The organism is Clostridium ihumii AP5 (assembly GCF_000612845.1).
Taxonomy (GTDB): Bacteria; Bacillota; Clostridia; order Clostridiales; family Clostridiaceae; genus Clostridium_J; species Clostridium_J ihumii.
In genome coordinates, this window is the sequence record NZ_CCAT010000019.1 from 1 (window position 1) to 16,100 (window position 16,100).

Genomic DNA, 16,100 nt, shown 5'->3' on the forward strand with positions numbered 1-16,100 from the left:
GAATAGGATATGGCGGTGGGTTTTATGATAAATTCTTAGGTAACTTAGAAAAAGATATATTTAAAATTGCATTATGCTATGATTTTCAGATAGTAGATGAAGTTCCAATAGAAAATCATGATATAAAGCCAAATAAAATAATTAGTGATAAACGAAGAATATAAAAACTAGTTTTTATATTCTTCTATTTTTACATATTGGGAACAAAGTAAGTAATAGCTACCATCACTTTTCACTCTTACTTCTTACTTGGTTCCCAATATAAAAATAGCAATAAACTTTAACACTAGGAGTATCATTCAACAAATATGTTATTTAAATTTTGATATTGAAATACTATATGTTAATTGTATCTTTATTATAAAAAATTAATTATTATCAAGCAATTTATGACTATTCCATAGTAAAATTAAAAAATTTATCTGAATGTATAAAACAAAAGCAGCAAAAAGAATTGTTAAAATTGAAAGCAATAATGTTGATACAAGAGATATAACTGGAGATATTAGTAAAAAAAATACAAAGGCAACTAATGTTTTTTTATAAATTTCTGCTTGTTTTTCAGCAGTTGATTTTAATGAATATAAAAGATTTTTTATACATAAATCACTTATACCAAGAGAAGTATTTATAAAAAAATATATATCAGCAAGTAATGTAATAAGTGAAAGAATTAAAGAAAAAAATTTAAAAGGAGTCATAGTTTGCATATTACCATGAGAAGTTGGGAAAAATAAATTTAAAATACCTATTAATATAACTAGAAATAGTAAATCAAAAGATTTTTTGAAATTTTCATTTTTACATTTTAAATTCTTAAAAGATATAAGCATTACAATCATAAGTATTAAAGATATAATATTAGATAAAAAAGATGTATTTAGTAAAAACCATTTATTAACTAAATTTAAAGCTGTTCCAAAAATCATATTTAAAAGACTACATAAAAATATAATAAAAAATTCCATAGGCTGCCCCCTTAAATAAAATGTATTTATAATTAGATTATATTGGAAAAACAAGGATTAAACTGTTAACAAATAGTAAAAAGAGCAAAAATATTGAAAATTGCGAAAAAAAGACAATAAAAATATAATATAATTTAAAAAATGCATAAAAGAAAGGAATTTTGAGAAAAACTTCGATAATCTTCGCTAAAACTCTTTAGAAGTTCTAATTTAAAAAAGAAAATTACTTGTATTTATATATTTTTTTTGCTTTAATTATTTGTGTAAACGATGTTAAAAATAAAAGTTGTTTACATAATATAAATTAGTACAAATTATGAATGTTTTGAAATTTAATATAAATTTATAAACAAAAAAATCTACAAAATGTAGGGGGAATTTACAATGAATTATAATGAAATTACAGAATTATTAAAAGTAGAAGTTGTACCAGCACTAGGCTGTACTGAGCCCATAGCAATAGCAATGGCTACTGCTAAGGGCGCGAGTTACTTAAAAAATGGAGTTGAAAAGATAGAGTTATTTTTAAGTACAAATATTATTAAAAATGCTATGTCAGTAGGAATTCCTGGAACTGGTGCAAACGGAATAGATATAGCAGCAGCATTAGGTGCAGTTGCAGGAAATGCCGACTTAAAATTAGAAGTTTTAAGAGATTGCAATCAAGAGGACGTAGCAAAAGCTAAAAAAATGGTTGCTGACAAAAAAGTTTCAGTTCAAAAAGCTGATAGAACAGAAAAGCTGTACATAGAAGCAATTTGTATAAGCGGAGATGAAAAAGCTAGAGTTGTTATAAAATACAAACACACAAATATAACATTAGTAGAAGTTAATGGTGAAATTATATATGCTAATGAAGATACACTAGATGCTCCAACTGAAGATTCTAAAAATAATAAGAAAAAATTAGAACTTTCAGTAGCAAAAATATATGAATATGCAACAACTGTTCCATTTGAAGATATAAAATTCTTATTAGATGGAGCTGAAATGAATAGCAAAGTTGCTGAAGAAGGATTAAAAAAAGAGTATGGACTAAAAATAGGAAAAACTCTTATGGAGCAAATAGATAAAGGTATATTAAGTGATGATATAATGTCATTTACTATGGCATTTACAGCTGCAGGATCAGATGCTAGAATGTCTGGATGTCCATTACCAGTTATGAGTAGTGCTGGAAGTGGAAACCAAGGATTAACAGCAATATTACCAGTAGTTGCTGTTAGTAAAAAATTAGAATGTAGTGATGAAACTTTAGCAAGAGCACTTGCAATAAGTCACTTAACAACTTACTATATAAAGAGCTTTTTAGGAAGATTATCAGCACTTTGTGGATGTGGTGTTGCAGCATCAATAGGAGCAAGTTCAGCAATGACATACATGATGGGCGGAAAATTAGAAAATGTATGTTATACAATTAAGAATATGATAGGTGATGTATCTGGTATGATTTGTGATGGTGCAAAACCAGGTTGTGCATTAAAATTATCAACAGCTGTTAGTTCTTCAGTAAAATCAGCAATATTAGCAGCTCATGGAATAGAAATTTCAGATAAAGATGGAATAGTTAGCAAAGAAGCTGATGATTCAATAAGAAACTTAGCAACTATAGCTAATAATGGTATGACAAATTGCGATAATGTAATTTTAGATATAATGATTTGTAAATAATTTATATATTAGAAAATCCGTAGAAATATATTAATATTTCTACGGATTTTTATTCTTATTCTGAGGGGAATAAAAAAATTAAGGGTTTGGGTGATTAGAATACATTAAGAAGTATAACCAAAAGAGTTTTTTTATATACATATAATAGAAAAATTTTTAAATAAAAAAAGAGATTAATATTAAAAAATATTAATCTCTAAAAAATTATATTAAAGAATCTTTAGATTCTACCATTCTAGCTAGTGCTACAGAATAGATATGAGTAGCTCTTAATAATTTTTCTAATGATATATATTCATTTGCTACGTGACAACATTCATCTTCATCATAGAAAACTGGACCCCATGCAACTGTGTTAGGCATTGCTTTTGCATATGAAGTTCCATGTCCTAAAGTGAAATCATTTTTTAATCCATCACTTAATTCATCATAAGTATCTGCCATTATTTGAAGGAACGGCTTTTCCTTACTAACAAATATAGGAGCTAAGAAATCTAATATCTCATATTTAGATTTACTTTCAGCTGAAACTTTTGCAAAAGTTTCTTCTAAGCCTTCAAGAGTTGTACCATATACAGGTCTCATATTTAATATAACTGTACAATCAGAATCTTCATCTTTAACTACTGTAGGTGAAATTACGTTTCTGTGCATGTATTCGCCTTCGAAATATTCACTTTCACTATAAACACCTAAGCCTTTTCCAAAATAGTCATAACAATTTTCTGCTACAAATTTAATTGCGTTGCTTTTAGCATTTTCTTTAAATGTTAATGTGTTTAAGAATTTACCAAGCATAACAATTGGGTTTACACTAAGGTGAGGGAATGCAGAGTGTCCAGAAACACCTTCAGCTGTAACTATTAGTATGTCTTCATTTTTATTTATTGTGATTTTAGAATCAGTATTTTCTTTTAAATATGCATCTAACATAGTTTGAAGTTTTTCAACATCTCCTTTTAACTTAGCAACTGCTACAGCTGGTACAGAGTTTGTTGCATTACCGCTTGAAAAATTAATTACTTCAAATTCACCATCTTGATTATTAGAAGATGTAAATTTAAATGCTATATCAGCATAACCTTTTTCTTTATTGCATATAGGAAACTGTCCATCTGGAGTAAATCCATAGTCAGGAAGTTTAAATTCTTTTATATATTGATTCATATCAGTCCATTCAACTTCTTCTTGAGTACCAACAATAAGTTGAATTTTTTTATTTATAGGTAAGTTAAGTTCTTTTAATGCTTGCATTGCATAAAGAGAAGAAACTATACAACCCTTATCATCTAAAACTCCACGTCCAAATAAAACGCCATCTTTTTCAACTACATCAAATGGTTCAGTGTTCCATTTTTCAGGATCATCTACAGGAACTACATCAATGTGAGTTAAAACTCCAATTGTTTCAGTTCCTTCGCCCATTTCAATTATTCCAATTGAATCATCTAATACAGAATGAGCATTAAAACCCATTTTTTCAGCTTTAGAAATTAATAATCTTAAACATTCTTTTACTTTAGGTAAATCTTCTGAAACGCTAGGTACCTTAACTAAATCTTTTATATCTGCTACGATGTTAGCTTTGTTTTCTTCTAAATATTTTTTTATGTTTTCTATTACAATATTATTCATAAGTGCCTCCTTGAGTAAAAACTTTTAGATAATAAAAATGTATATCTATAAGTGTAATTGTAACATTATTTTTAATTTTGTACAATATAATTAAAATTCAGTATAATATTTGAAGTATTACATAAATCATTCAAAGAGTGTGTTTACGTAGTATTTGTAATTATTTTGATTCATATTTAATAATATTTTAAAAAAGTATAATTTGTTAATAAATCAATGTATTTCACATAAAATGTAGTATGAGAATTGTTGCTTTATATATGTATATATTTTACACTTATTCCATAGAGTTAAAAAAACATATATAGGAGGAGTGCTATGAAAAAACTAAGGCACAAGATTTTATTTACATTTCTAATAACATCTTTAGTGCTAATTATGCTTACAGGAAGTTATAATATTAAAAATCTTGTTAGACTAAATAAAAATGAGATATCAAATTTTGAAAAAGTTTTATTTGATCAATATGATGAAATGATAAAAAATGAGGTAGAAACATCTATAACAGTTTTAAATACATATTATGATTTTTATAAAGCTGGAAAACTAAATGAAAATCAAGCTAAAGAAGAAGCTAGGAATATGGTTAAATCTTTAAGATATGATGGTGATGGGTATTTTTGGATAGACACTACTGATGGAATACTTGTAGCTCATCCAATGATAGCAAAAGATGAAGGTAAGAATAGAATAAATGAAAAAGATCCTAATGGTGTAGAAATTATAAAAGAACTTATACAAGCGGCTAAAAATAATACGGATTCAGGATTTACAGATTTTATGTGGGCTAAACCACAAGACGTAGAAAGTAATAAATTGAGTCCCAAAAGAGCATATTCAAAACTATTTGAACCATGGAACTGGGTTGTAAGTACTGGAAATTATGTGGACAATATAGATGAACAAGTTATAACTAAAAAGGCTGAGTTAGATAACAACTTAAAAAGAAACATTACGGCTACAGTAATATTTATGATTGTGGCATTAAGTGTAGTTAGTGTAATTTCATTAGTTTTAAGTGATAAAATATCAAATCCAATAGTAAAACTTGTAAATGCATTTAAGAAAGATGAAAATGAACAAATTATAATGCAGGAAGTTAAAGTTAACTCTAGAGATGAAATTGGATTATTAGCTAAAACGTTAAATGAGATGTCGGTTCAGGTTAGAGAATTTATAAATGGAGTTATTTTGGAATCTGAAAGTGTTCAAAAAAGTGTAAATAGTGTTAATGAAGATATGTCTTTTCTAAATTCTGAAATTAAAGAGATATATTCAATTATTGAAGAATTATCTGCTGGAATGGAGGAAACTGCAGCATCTACAGAACAGATAAGCAGTGTTTCAGAAGAAATTGAAGTTAAAGTTCAAGATGTAGCAAATAAATCACAAGATGGTGTGGTTTCAGCTAATGAAATAAGTAAAAAAGCAATTTCATTAAAGGAAACATCTATAAGTCTACAAAATGATGCAAATGAAACTAGAGTTAAAATCAAAAATCAAATGGATATAGCATTAGAAAAGATAAAAGAAGTAGAAAAAATTAAAACTTTAGCTGATGCAATTTCAAAAATTTCAGCACAAACTAATCTTTTAGCATTAAATGCATCAATTGAAGCAGCAAGAGCTGGTGAAGAGGGTAAAGGATTTTCAGTAGTTGCAGAAGAAATAAGAAAATTAGCAGAGCAATCAAAAGAAACTGTAGATGAAATTCAGCATACAATATTAGTTATATTTGAAGCAGTAAATAATCTAAAGGATACATCAACACAAACATTAGAATACATTGAAACAAAAGTTGTAGATAGTTATAAAGAAACAATAACAGTAGGAGAAACTTATGATAGCGATGCAAGTTATATACATAACTTTGTGGAAGATTTAAATAGTATATCTAGAGAATTATCAGTATCAATGAAAACAGTATCTGAATCAATTAATGAAATATCTAAAGCTAATAATGAAGGCGCTATAGGGGCAAGTAGCATTGCTGATAAAGTTTCACAAATAAAAGATAGAGCAAATCAGGTAAAAGATGAAACACAAAATGTTAAACAAAGTGCAAATAATTTAAAAGAAAATATTTCTAAATTTAAAATATAAAAAAATTAACTACTATGTACATAGTAGTTAATTTTTTGTGTAAAACTATTTTTCTTTAGTCTCTATTTCTTTTACTATTCTTTCAATGAATGAATCTAGAGCTACAGCACCTTCATCTCCATTTTTTCTGCTTCTTACAGCAACTTCTCTGTTTTCAGCTTCTTTTTCTCCAACTACTAGGATGTAAGGAGCTCTTTCGTTACGAGCTTCTCTTATTTTGTATCCTATTTTTTCAGCTCTATAGTCAGTTTCTACCTTTATACCTCTATTTTGAAGAGCTTTAGAAACTTCTTCTGCATAATCGTGATATTTTTCAGAGATTGGAAGAATTTTAGCTTGAACTGGTGCAAGCCAAGTTGGGAATGCTCCAGCATATTTTTCTATAAGCATAGCTAAAGTTCTCTCATAGCAACCAAGTGATGTTCTATGGATTACATATGGATATTTTTCTTTTCCATCTTTATCTATATAATTCATTCCAAATCTTTCAGCTAGAGAGAAGTCGATTTGAACTGTGATTATAGTATCTTCCTTTCCATGAACGTTCTTAAACTGTAAGTCTAATTTTGGACCATAGAATGCTGCTTCGCCTTCAGCTTCAGTATAATCTATTCCAAGGTGATTAAGAATTTCTCTCATTTTATCTTGAGTTTCTTCCCACTCTTTAGGTTTATCTATATATTTAGCTTTATTGTTTGGATCCCATTTAGAGAATCTATAGCTTATATCTTCTCTAATACCTAATGTATCCATCATAAAGTTTATTAAATCAACAACACCTTTAAATTCTTCTTCTAATTGGTCAGGTCTAACGATTAAGTGACCCTCAGAAATAGTGAATTGTCTTACACGGATAAGACCATGCATTTCACCAGAAGATTCATTTCTGAATAATGTTGAAGTTTCGCCATATCTTAATGGTAAATCTCTATAGCTTCTTTTCTTAGCTTTGTAAGCCATGAATTGGAATGGACAAGTCATTGGACGTAATGCAAAAACTTCTTCATCATGTTCTTCATCACCAAGAACAAACATTCCATCTTTATAGTGATCCCAGTGTCCAGAGATTTTATATAAATCACTCTTTGCCATAAGAGGTGTTTTAGTTAATAAGTAACCTCTTCTTTCTTCTTCGTCCTCAACAAATCTTTGAAGAGTTTGAACAATTCTAGCACCTTTTGGTAATAATATAGGTAATCCTTGACCAACAGGTTCAGCAGTTGTGAATAACTCTAATTCTCTACCTAATTTGTTGTGATCTCTCTTTTTAGCTTCTTCAAGAGCTTCTAAGTAAGCATCTAAGTCAGCTTTTTTAGTGAAAGATGATCCGTAAATACGAGAAAGCATCTTGTTCTTTTCATTACCTCTCCAATAAGCACCAGCTATTTTTGTTAATTTGAATGCTTTAATTGGTTTTGTTGACATAAGGTGAGGACCAGCGCATAAATCCACAAAGTCTCCTTGCTTGTAGAAAGAAATGATTTCATCTTCTGGTAAGTCGTTAATTAACTCAACTTTATAAGGTTCACCTTGTTCTTCCATTAATTTTAAGGCTTCAGCTCTTGGAAGTTCAAATCTTTCTATTTTTAAGTCCTCTTTAACTATTTTTTTCATCTCAGCTTCAATTTTTTCTAAATCTTCAAAAGTAAATGGTCTTTCTACATCAAAATCATAGTAGTAGCCACTTTCTATTGAAGGCCCTATAGCAAGTTTAGCTTCAGGAAATAATCTTTTTACTGCTTGTGCAAGTATATGAGATGTTGTATGTCTAAAGGCATCCTTTCCTTCTTGAGTATCGAAAGTTGCAATACTTAAAGTGCAATCTTTGTCAATAATATAACGTAAGTCTACAACGGTGTCATTAACTACTCCAGCCAATGAAACTCTAGCTAAACCTTCTGAAATGCTTTTTGCAACATCTAGAACTGATATTGGATTTTCAAATTCTTTTATTGATCCATCTTTTAAAGTAACTTTTATCATATAAAAAACTCCTTTCACTTTTTGATATATTATAATGAAATATGCTTAAGCATTAATTTATTTATCAATATGTAAATATAAAAATATATAAAAAAACTCGTCTCTTTTTTATATAATCATATAAAAAAGGGACGAGAATTACACCCGTGGTTCCACCCAAATTGCCTAAGAATAGGCCACTTTCAAATAACATTTAACGGCGTTAACCGGACTTTATTAGAGTCACTCAGAGGTGGTTTTCAACTAAACTCCATTTAAGAATACTTACAGCTAATGTATTCTCTCTCTGAAAATGTACATAAAGTTTACTGTCCTCATCAACGTTTTTAAATTATTATAACATTAACAAATTGTATGTCAATATTAATTAAAAATATGTTAGAAATTTGTAAATTCATAATTTACAAATACATTATATAACGTAAATGATAAAAACGCAAAGGAAAATTATTATAATTGATATTAAAAAAAGTTTGCAACATATAGTATATAGAGAGAAAATAGATACATAAATAAAATAATAAAATAGGATGTATAAGGGGGAGTTCGGATGGCAGGTTATTTTAACAATACTTTTCCTAAGATAAGGGAGGAAATGTTAAATTCAAATTTTTGGATAGAGAATTTGAATATTGATCTAAATGAAATTGCAAGTTTGAGTGAAATTTTAGAATTTAATAAGAAAAATATTGAATATGGATATATAAGAGATATTTTTAATACAAAAAATTACGATAAATATTATGTAGATAAAATAATAAAATCAATAAGCAAGAAACATGAAGAAAAAAGATATGTAAATGGACGACAAATAGAAGAAGATTATTTTGAAAACTTAGAAGGTGATTTAAATTTAAGTAATATAAAAAACATAAGTCAATATGGTATGTGCATAAGAAGAACAATTATAAAATCATACCCTACAGAAGATAGGATTTTTAAAAATTGTGATGACTACTCTTTAGATAGATTTATGGAATCGGCTATAAATGTTTGTGAGCCATGTACTGTTTTACATGAAAGTTTAGATGGAAAATGGATGTTTATAGAGACGTATAATTGCATGGGGTGGGTAAAAAAGGAATATGTTGCATTAGGAAAAAAAGATGAAATTGAAGATTATTGCAATTCAAAAGATTTTATAATAGTTACAGGTAAAAGAATTACAACAGGATATAATCCTTTGGAAAAGAGAGTATCACTAATATCCATTGATATGGGAGTAAAGATGAAACTTTTAAGGAATAAAGAAACTATTTATGACATGGATACTACCACTGGATATGTAGCTTTATTTCCAATTAAATCAGAACTAGATCAAAGTTTAGAGTTTAAGGAAATTGTTATTCCAAGAAGTGAAGATGTAAGTGTTGGATTCTTACCATATAATTCACAAAATATTATAAAACAAGCATTTAAATGTTTAGGTGAGAGATATGGATGGGGTGGAGAATTCTTTGCTAGAGATTGTTCTAGTTTTGTTTTAGATGTACTAAAAACTATGGGAGTATATATACCGAGAAATACTGGAGAACAAGAGAATAGAAGTTTTGGTGAAGCTTTGAGTTTAGAAAATAGAGAATTTGAAGATAAGAAAAAAATACTTGATAGTGCTTTACCGTCATCTATATTATACATGAATGGACATGTAATGATTTATTTAGGAAAATATGAAAATGAGTATTATATAATACATGATACAGTAGGTTTTTATATATCTAGGATATGTGACAAAAAGGAAGGAGACTTAAAGTATATAAAAGCTAATGGTGTTACAATAAGTCCTATGAGTATAACTTATACAACGGATGGGGAAAACTATATAAGAAAAATAAAAACAATAAAGATATTTAAATAAAATTTCTAGAAAAGTAAAAATTCTTTTGATATAATAAACAAACAAAAGAGGATTTTAATTTTGAAAAAATGTACAAACATAGGAGAAAAAAATGATTGATACTATACATTCTATTGATAAAGCAATAATAGATTTTGTTCATAAAAAACTAAGCAATCCTATATTCAATTATACTATGCCAATGATAACTCATTTGGGTGACGGTGGTTTTATATGGGTTCTTATTTCGGGATTAATGCTTTTAAAATCTAAAGACAGAAAATTAGGAGTATTATGCTTGATTGCATTGGCTGTAAGTACATTTTTTACGGAAGGTGTAATAAAAAATATAGTGGAGAGAGTAAGACCTATAATAAGGTATCCTATAGAGAAACCTTTAATATCAATACCAAAATCTTATTCTTTTCCATCAGGACACACATCATCATCTTTTGCAGTAGCAACTATATTATTTGTAATGATGCCACATTTTAAGATTATACCTATAGTTTTGGCTGTATTGATTGGTTTTTCAAGAGTTTATTTGTATGTTCATTATCCTACAGATGTTTTTGTTGGTATGATTATAGGAATACTTAGTGCAGTTATGGTTTTAATTGGGTATAAGTACATGGTTATAACTTAATTATTTATAATTTAAAACAGAGGGGTAAAAAGAGTTAATTAAATATGAATAGAGATAGAAACAGAAGTAGAAATATAAATAAAACTGTAAATAACAATATTAATAAAAGTACGAAAAAATTTTTTAGAATTGTTTATTATATATTAGCTTTAGTAAGTTTTTTAGTTATAACTCAAGCTGCAAGGAAAAACAACGTAGCAGTAGTTTTAGTGACAGCAGTTTGCTTTTTGCAAGCTACAAGACAACGAAAAAACTTCTTTTAAGCTTTATACGAAATATGAAAGTTAGTAGATAAAATTTTATTTACTAGCTTTTGTTTTTTTTTATAAAGAAAGTATTAAGAATTGAATTATCATATTGACTCTTTGTTAAAATGAAATATAGAATTAAATTATTGATGGAAATTTATTCAAAAGGAGGGGATTATATGATAAAAGTTAAGAATTTGACGAAGACTTTTGGAAAAGTAGAAGCAGTAAAAAATATAAGCTTTGAAGTAAATGAAGGAGAAATTGTTGGACTTTTAGGAGAAAATGGAGCAGGTAAAACTACAACTTTAAGAATGATTGCTACTATGCTAAAACCAACAGAAGGAACATGTAGTGTAAATGGTTATGATATTTTAAAGGAAAGCGCTAATGTGAGAGATGAAATTGGAATATTATTTGGTGGAGAAGTTGGTCTTTATGATAGACTAACTGCAAGAGAAAACATAAGGTACTTTGCTATGTTAAATGGACTTAGTAAAGAAGAAGCAGATAAGAACATCAATGATTTGTCAAAACTTTTAGATATGGAAGAATATATAGATAGGAAAGTCGGAAAGTTTTCACGTGGAATGAAGCAAAAAGTTGCAATTGCAAGGTCAATTGTGCATAATCCTTCTGTTATGTTATTTGATGAACCAACAATAGGATTAGATGTTACATCATCAAGAATAATTCAAAACTTTATATTAAAGTGCAAAAGAGAGAAAAAAGCTATAATATTTTCAAGTCACAGCATGAGTGAGGTAGAGAAAATATGCGATAGGATAATTATAATAAATAAAGGTGAAGTTGTTGAAAATAGCACAATTGAAAAATTGAAAGAAAAATATAATGATGATAACTTAGAAGACGTTTTTGTTGAATTAATAGGGGGTGATGTACTTGAACTTTAAAGAAATAGGATTAATTTTAAAAAAAGAATTGTCAGATTTATTTAGAGATAAGAAAACAATGATGACAAGTCTTTTAGTACCCTTAATAATATTTCCGTTAATGTTTTATTTTATGAATAGCGCAATACAAAATATTGTTAAAAAAGAAGAATATAAGATAGCTGTAAATGATAAATCCAATAGTTCCATAATAGAGTTTTTAAACACAAAGGATGATTTAAATATATCAATAATGGAAAAGGAAAAAGCGGAGGAAAAAGTTAAGGAGGGAGAATATTTAGTATATATAAATATCCCAGATAAATTTGAGGAAAGTGTAAAAGATAATAAAGGTGTGGATATAGAAGTTATGTATGATAACTCAAGTCAAACATCTAATATGGCATATTCAAAAGTTAATCAATATATAATGGAGTTTTCAAAAGAGATAGTTGCAAAAAATTTAAATGCTAAAGGCATTGACTTGAGTATATTAACACCTATAAGTGTTAAAGAAAATAGTATTGTAGAAGATGAAAAAGGTGCAGGAATGATGATTATGTCCATGATTATCCCACTTTTTATAGTACTATATTGTGTAACAGGACCTATGCCGGCGGCTATAGATTTAGGAGCTGGAGAGAAGGAGAGAGGAACACTAGAACCTTTATTAACTACGAAAGTTGGTAGAATGTCTATTCTTTATGGAAAATTATTTGCGGTAACTATAATGGGCATATTAACAGCGGCGGCTGCAATAATAGGTCTTATAATATCTATTAAAATAAATCCAGAGATGTTTGGTGGTGGAGATGGGGCTGGTGCCGTTGGGATGATGTTATCTGCAAAAAGTATAATTATAATATTTATATTTACAGTATTAACATCTATGATTTTTGGAGCGCTTCAGTTAGCTATAAGTATATATGCTAGGTCATTTAAAGAAGCACAAACATATACTACGCCACTAACAATTTTAGCTATTATACCAACGTTTTTAATGTATATGGTAGATATTAAAAATATAGATATGATTTATTTTCATATACCAATAGCAAATGTTATGGCTATATTAAAAGAGGTAACATTAGGTGTTATAAACATTCAACATATAATGATTGTATTTGGATGGTCCATTGTATATATAGCAATATCTATATTTGTAACAAGACATATGTTTAATAAAGAAAATGTAATATTTAGAACTTAAAGTTATTTTGCTCCCATGATTATGGGAGCTTTTTTATTTAAGAATATATTTTTTAATTAAGAAAAAGAAGTAGTAAGCAAAAAAAATGATACAAAACAATGATGAGATTGTAGCATTATCAAAAAAAATGAGTAATTTCATAGTGAAATATTAGGGCAAAAACAAGTTAAACTTAGTAAAATCAAGGCTTGAAGCCTATTGTTAAAAAAATAACGAACAAACAGAGAGGGAGGGGGTAAAAGTGAAGGGTTGACATCAAAAGAAAAAAGATTTAGAATATTTTAAAATAAATGATTTGGCGATGATGAGAAGAGTAGCTGAATAAGCTTTTTTAAAGAGAACTCCGTAAGGTGAGAGGGAGTATTAAGTTGTTTAGTGAAAAAAGCCTCTGAGCTTCACACCGATCTTATGTTTAGTATATAGGGGAGACTGTGACGGGATATCCCGATATAGGTATAGAGTATAAACATTATTAAATGTCGTACTTGAAGAGGTCCCCATGGTGACATGAGGGATAAACTGGGGTGGTACCACGAAATGTAGCTTTCGTCCTCAAGATTAAATATCTTGGAGGTGAAGGTTTTTTTTATTGCGTTAAAAGGCATATTTAAAAATTAAAATGAAAAGGTGGTATTAAATTATGTTTGAAAAATATATAGAGATGGAAAATTTAAAAGAAATAATGGCTGATGCTAATGAATATGTAGTGGAGAGGATTAAAAAGCTAGAAAAATTAGAAGAGTTGGGTGTGAATCCATATCCATATAGTTTTAAGGCTACAACTCACACAAAATATATAATAGATAACTTCAGTAATATCAAAGAAGATGAACTTTTTACTTTAGCTGGAAGAGTCATGCTTATAAGAAGAATGGGAAATGCAACATTTTTAGATTTATGTGATCAATATGGAAATATACAGGTATTTATAAGCAAAAAAGTTGTAGGAAAAGAACAATATGATTTATTAAAATTAATTGATGTAGGAGATATTGTTGGTATAGATGGTTCAGCTTTTAAAACAAAAACTGAAGAAATAACTATAAGGTGTGGTGAATTAAATATTTTATCAAAATCTATAAGAACATTACCTGAAAAACATCATGGAATAAAAGATGCAGAGCTAAGGCAAAGACATCGTTCATTAGATATGATAATGAATCCAGAAGTTAAAGAAAGATTTATAAATAGAGCAAAAGCAATGGCTACAATAAGAGAGTTTATGAATAATAGAGATTTTATAGAAGCTGAAATACCTATACTCGATACTAAGTATGGTGGTGGAGAAGCAAAACCGTTTAAAACATTTGTAAATGCATTGGATTGTGAAGTGTTTATGAATGTTTCACCTGAATTATATTTAAAAAGACTTATGGTAGGTGGTATAGAAAGAGTGTATACCATAGGTAGGTCATTTAGAAATGAAGGTATAGATAGAACGCATTATCCTGAATTTACTTTATTTGAATGTTATATGGCATATGCAGACTATAATGATATGATGAAACTTATGGAGGAGCTTTATGAGTATGTTTTTACAAAAATAAATGGTTCAACAAAAATTGTGTATGATGGCATAGAAATAGACTTTAAAGCACCATGGAAAAGAGAAAGAATGTGTGATTTGGTTAAAGTAGAAACAGGAATAGATGTAGAATTTATAAAAAAGGAAGAGATATTAGAACAAATAAAAGTAAAAGAATTAAATATTGAATGTGATGATGAATTTAATTTAGAGGATTGTACTAAAGGAGAATTAATATTAAAGCTTTTTGAGACTTATTGTGAAAAGAAATTGATGAATCCTACATTTGTAATTGATTTTCCTATAGAGTCTTCTCCGCTTTGTAAAGTTCATAGAAAAAATGGTGAATTAATTGAAAGATTTGAACCTTATGCTTATGGGGTAGAACTTGGAAATGCTTATTCCGAATTGAATGAGCCTTTAAGACAAAGAGTTCTTTTGAGTGAACAAGCGGCTAAATTAAGAGCAGGACTTGAAACAGCAAGTCCAATGGACGAAGAGTTTGCAGTAGCAATAGATACAGGAATGCCACCAGCAGGGGGACTTGGAATAGGCATTGATAGAATGATTATGTTTTTAACAAATGCTTACTCAATAAAAGATGTCATATCATTTCCTCTTATAAAAAGATAATAAATAACAAGTATAAAAAATAGATATTAACTCATAATAAATATGAATTTATTATGAGGAGGTAAGATTAAATGCCAAAATTAGGTTGTTCAGCAGAAAATTGTGCAAATAATAATCAAAATTATTGTTGTATAAGTAATATAAAGGTAGCTGGAAAAGAGGCTGTTGAGTCAAGTTCTACATGTTGCCATAGTTTTGTAGAAAAAAATGATTCATTTACTAATTGTACAACAGAGCCTAATCCAAATGTTGATGTAGCATGTAAAGCAACTAATTGTGTTCACAATGCAAATTGTAGATGTGGTGCTGAAAGTATAGACATACAAGGCCAATCAGCTTGTAATTGCAACGAAACTGAATGTTCAACATTTTGCTGTAAGTAAATATACTATAAAAAGTCAAAATCTATCATGATAGGTTTTGACTTTTTATTTTAATTAAATAATTAAAATAAAAAAGTTTTAGGAACATGTATAGGAAATTCAAATAGAAATTGATTGAACATTTCGAAAAACCAATAAAAGAAATAAATGTAACATATTGAAATAAAAATTATTCAGGAGTATAATTATAAATGTTCTTAGGGCTCATTGGTCAAGCGGTTAAGACACCACCCTCTCACGGTGGTAACAGGGGTTCGATTCCCCTATGAGTCACCAAAGCTATTAACAAGTTTTGTTAATAGCTTTTTTCTATATATGATAAGTTTTCTGTTTAAATAAAACTCTTTTGTCAATATTTATAAATA

Annotated in this window: 13 protein-coding genes, 1 tRNA gene and 1 other annotated feature; of the genes, 11 read left to right on the forward strand and 3 right to left on the reverse strand. The window is 28.2% G+C overall.

Annotated features, from left to right (window positions below; all coding sequences use genetic code 11):
* Positions 1-2 precede the first annotated feature (2 nt).
* On the forward strand, positions 3-164 hold the full coding sequence (locus tag BN346_RS04055) for a 5-formyltetrahydrofolate cyclo-ligase (protein WP_081770911.1): 162 nt from the start codon (positions 3-5) through the stop codon (positions 162-164).
* 204 nt (positions 165-368) lie between these two features.
* Here BN346_RS04055 and BN346_RS04060 read toward each other — a convergent pair whose 3' ends face one another.
* Positions 369-968, reverse strand: coding sequence for a hypothetical protein (locus BN346_RS04060; protein ID WP_034439726.1), 600 nt, complete (start codon positions 966-968; stop codon positions 369-371).
* Between the two features lie 384 nt (positions 969-1,352).
* On the opposite strand from BN346_RS04060, the gene BN346_RS04065 reads away from it, so the two are divergent.
* Positions 1,353-2,639, forward strand: coding sequence for an L-cysteine desulfidase family protein (locus tag BN346_RS04065; RefSeq protein WP_034439728.1), 1,287 nt, complete (start codon positions 1,353-1,355; stop codon positions 2,637-2,639).
* A gap of 204 nt (positions 2,640-2,843) precedes the next feature.
* Here the strand turns inward: BN346_RS04065 and BN346_RS04070 are convergent, their stop codons facing one another.
* Positions 2,844-4,274 (reverse strand): Sapep family Mn(2+)-dependent dipeptidase, encoded by a 1,431-nt coding sequence (locus BN346_RS04070; protein ID WP_034439730.1) that lies wholly within the window; start codon positions 4,272-4,274, stop codon positions 2,844-2,846.
* Positions 4,275-4,592: 318 nt separating this feature from the next.
* Here BN346_RS04070 and BN346_RS04075 point away from each other — a divergent pair, with 318 nt between their 5' ends.
* A complete protein-coding gene (locus BN346_RS04075; RefSeq protein ID WP_034439732.1) occupies positions 4,593-6,377 on the forward strand; it encodes a methyl-accepting chemotaxis protein in 1,785 nt (594 codons plus the stop codon).
* A 45-nt stretch (positions 6,378-6,422) separates the two neighbouring features.
* On the opposite strand, the gene thrS is transcribed toward BN346_RS04075, so the two are convergent.
* Positions 6,423-8,360, reverse strand: a complete 1,938-nt coding sequence (gene thrS / locus BN346_RS04080) for a threonine--tRNA ligase (protein ID WP_034439734.1) — start codon at positions 8,358-8,360, stop codon at positions 6,423-6,425.
* A 124-nt stretch (positions 8,361-8,484) separates the two neighbouring features.
* Positions 8,485-8,690 (reverse strand) — a binding site (T-box leader).
* Between the two features lie 220 nt (positions 8,691-8,910).
* Here thrS and BN346_RS04085 point away from each other — a divergent pair.
* The 8 genes from BN346_RS04085 to BN346_RS04120 all read left to right on the forward strand — a co-directional run bounded on the left by BN346_RS04085 (position 8,911) and on the right by BN346_RS04120 (position 16,011).
* Positions 8,911-10,218 carry an SH3 domain-containing protein gene (locus BN346_RS04085; protein ID WP_034439736.1) on the forward strand — a complete coding sequence of 436 codons (1,308 nt, stop codon included), beginning with the start codon at positions 8,911-8,913 and terminating at the stop codon, positions 10,216-10,218.
* Between the two features lie 91 nt (positions 10,219-10,309).
* Complete coding sequence (locus BN346_RS04090; protein ID WP_051540002.1) at positions 10,310-10,843, forward strand: phosphatase PAP2 family protein; 534 nt, start codon at positions 10,310-10,312, stop codon at positions 10,841-10,843.
* A 44-nt stretch (positions 10,844-10,887) separates the two neighbouring features.
* The gene (locus BN346_RS04095; protein WP_034439738.1) at positions 10,888-11,106 is read left to right on the forward strand and encodes a hypothetical protein; all 219 of its coding nucleotides are present in this window, start codon (positions 10,888-10,890) and stop codon (positions 11,104-11,106) included.
* A 164-nt stretch (positions 11,107-11,270) separates the two neighbouring features.
* Positions 11,271-12,005 carry an ABC transporter ATP-binding protein gene (locus BN346_RS04100; RefSeq protein ID WP_034439740.1) on the forward strand — a complete coding sequence of 245 codons (735 nt, stop codon included), beginning with the start codon at positions 11,271-11,273 and terminating at the stop codon, positions 12,003-12,005.
* A complete protein-coding gene (locus BN346_RS04105) occupies positions 11,989-13,194 on the forward strand; it encodes an ABC transporter permease (protein WP_034439742.1) in 1,206 nt (401 codons plus the stop codon). The genes BN346_RS04100 and BN346_RS04105 overlap by 17 nt, the downstream gene beginning before the upstream one ends.
* Positions 13,195-13,834: 640 nt before the next feature.
* Positions 13,835-15,352 (forward strand): lysine--tRNA ligase, encoded by a 1,518-nt coding sequence (gene lysS / locus BN346_RS04110; RefSeq protein ID WP_034439745.1) that lies wholly within the window; start codon positions 13,835-13,837, stop codon positions 15,350-15,352.
* Positions 15,353-15,423: 71 nt separating this feature from the next.
* Positions 15,424-15,735: a DUF1540 domain-containing protein gene (locus BN346_RS04115; RefSeq protein ID WP_034439746.1), complete on the forward strand. Its 312-nt coding sequence runs from the start codon at positions 15,424-15,426 to the stop codon at positions 15,733-15,735.
* Between the two features lie 201 nt (positions 15,736-15,936).
* Positions 15,937-16,011: transfer RNA gene (locus tag BN346_RS04120), tRNA-Glu, on the forward strand.
* Positions 16,012-16,100 lie beyond the last annotated feature (89 nt).

Excerpts from the sequence above, each read along its gene's own strand:
- BN346_RS04090 (WP_051540002.1), top strand. The coding sequence starts at position 10,310 with ATGATTGATACTATACATTCTATTGATAAAGCAATAATAGATTTTGTT.
- BN346_RS04100 (WP_034439740.1), top strand. The coding sequence starts at position 11,271 with ATGATAAAAGTTAAGAATTTGACGAAGACTTTTGGAAAAGTAGAAGCA.
- BN346_RS04095 (WP_034439738.1), top strand. The coding sequence starts at position 10,888 with ATGAATAGAGATAGAAACAGAAGTAGAAATATAAATAAAACTGTAAAT.
- BN346_RS04075 (WP_034439732.1), top strand. The coding sequence starts at position 4,593 with ATGAAAAAACTAAGGCACAAGATTTTATTTACATTTCTAATAACATCT.
- BN346_RS04115 (WP_034439746.1), top strand. The coding sequence starts at position 15,424 with ATGCCAAAATTAGGTTGTTCAGCAGAAAATTGTGCAAATAATAATCAA.
- BN346_RS04105 (WP_034439742.1), top strand. The coding sequence starts at position 11,989 with ATGTACTTGAACTTTAAAGAAATAGGATTAATTTTAAAAAAAGAATTG.
- lysS (WP_034439745.1), top strand. The coding sequence starts at position 13,835 with ATGTTTGAAAAATATATAGAGATGGAAAATTTAAAAGAAATAATGGCT.
- BN346_RS04070 (WP_034439730.1), bottom strand. The coding sequence starts at position 4,274 with ATGAATAATATTGTAATAGAAAACATAAAAAAATATTTAGAAGAAAAC.
- BN346_RS04060 (WP_034439726.1), bottom strand. The coding sequence starts at position 968 with ATGGAATTTTTTATTATATTTTTATGTAGTCTTTTAAATATGATTTTT.
- BN346_RS04085 (WP_034439736.1), top strand. The coding sequence starts at position 8,911 with ATGGCAGGTTATTTTAACAATACTTTTCCTAAGATAAGGGAGGAAATG.
- thrS (WP_034439734.1), bottom strand. The coding sequence starts at position 8,360 with ATGATAAAAGTTACTTTAAAAGATGGATCAATAAAAGAATTTGAAAAT.
- BN346_RS04065 (WP_034439728.1), top strand. The coding sequence starts at position 1,353 with ATGAATTATAATGAAATTACAGAATTATTAAAAGTAGAAGTTGTACCA.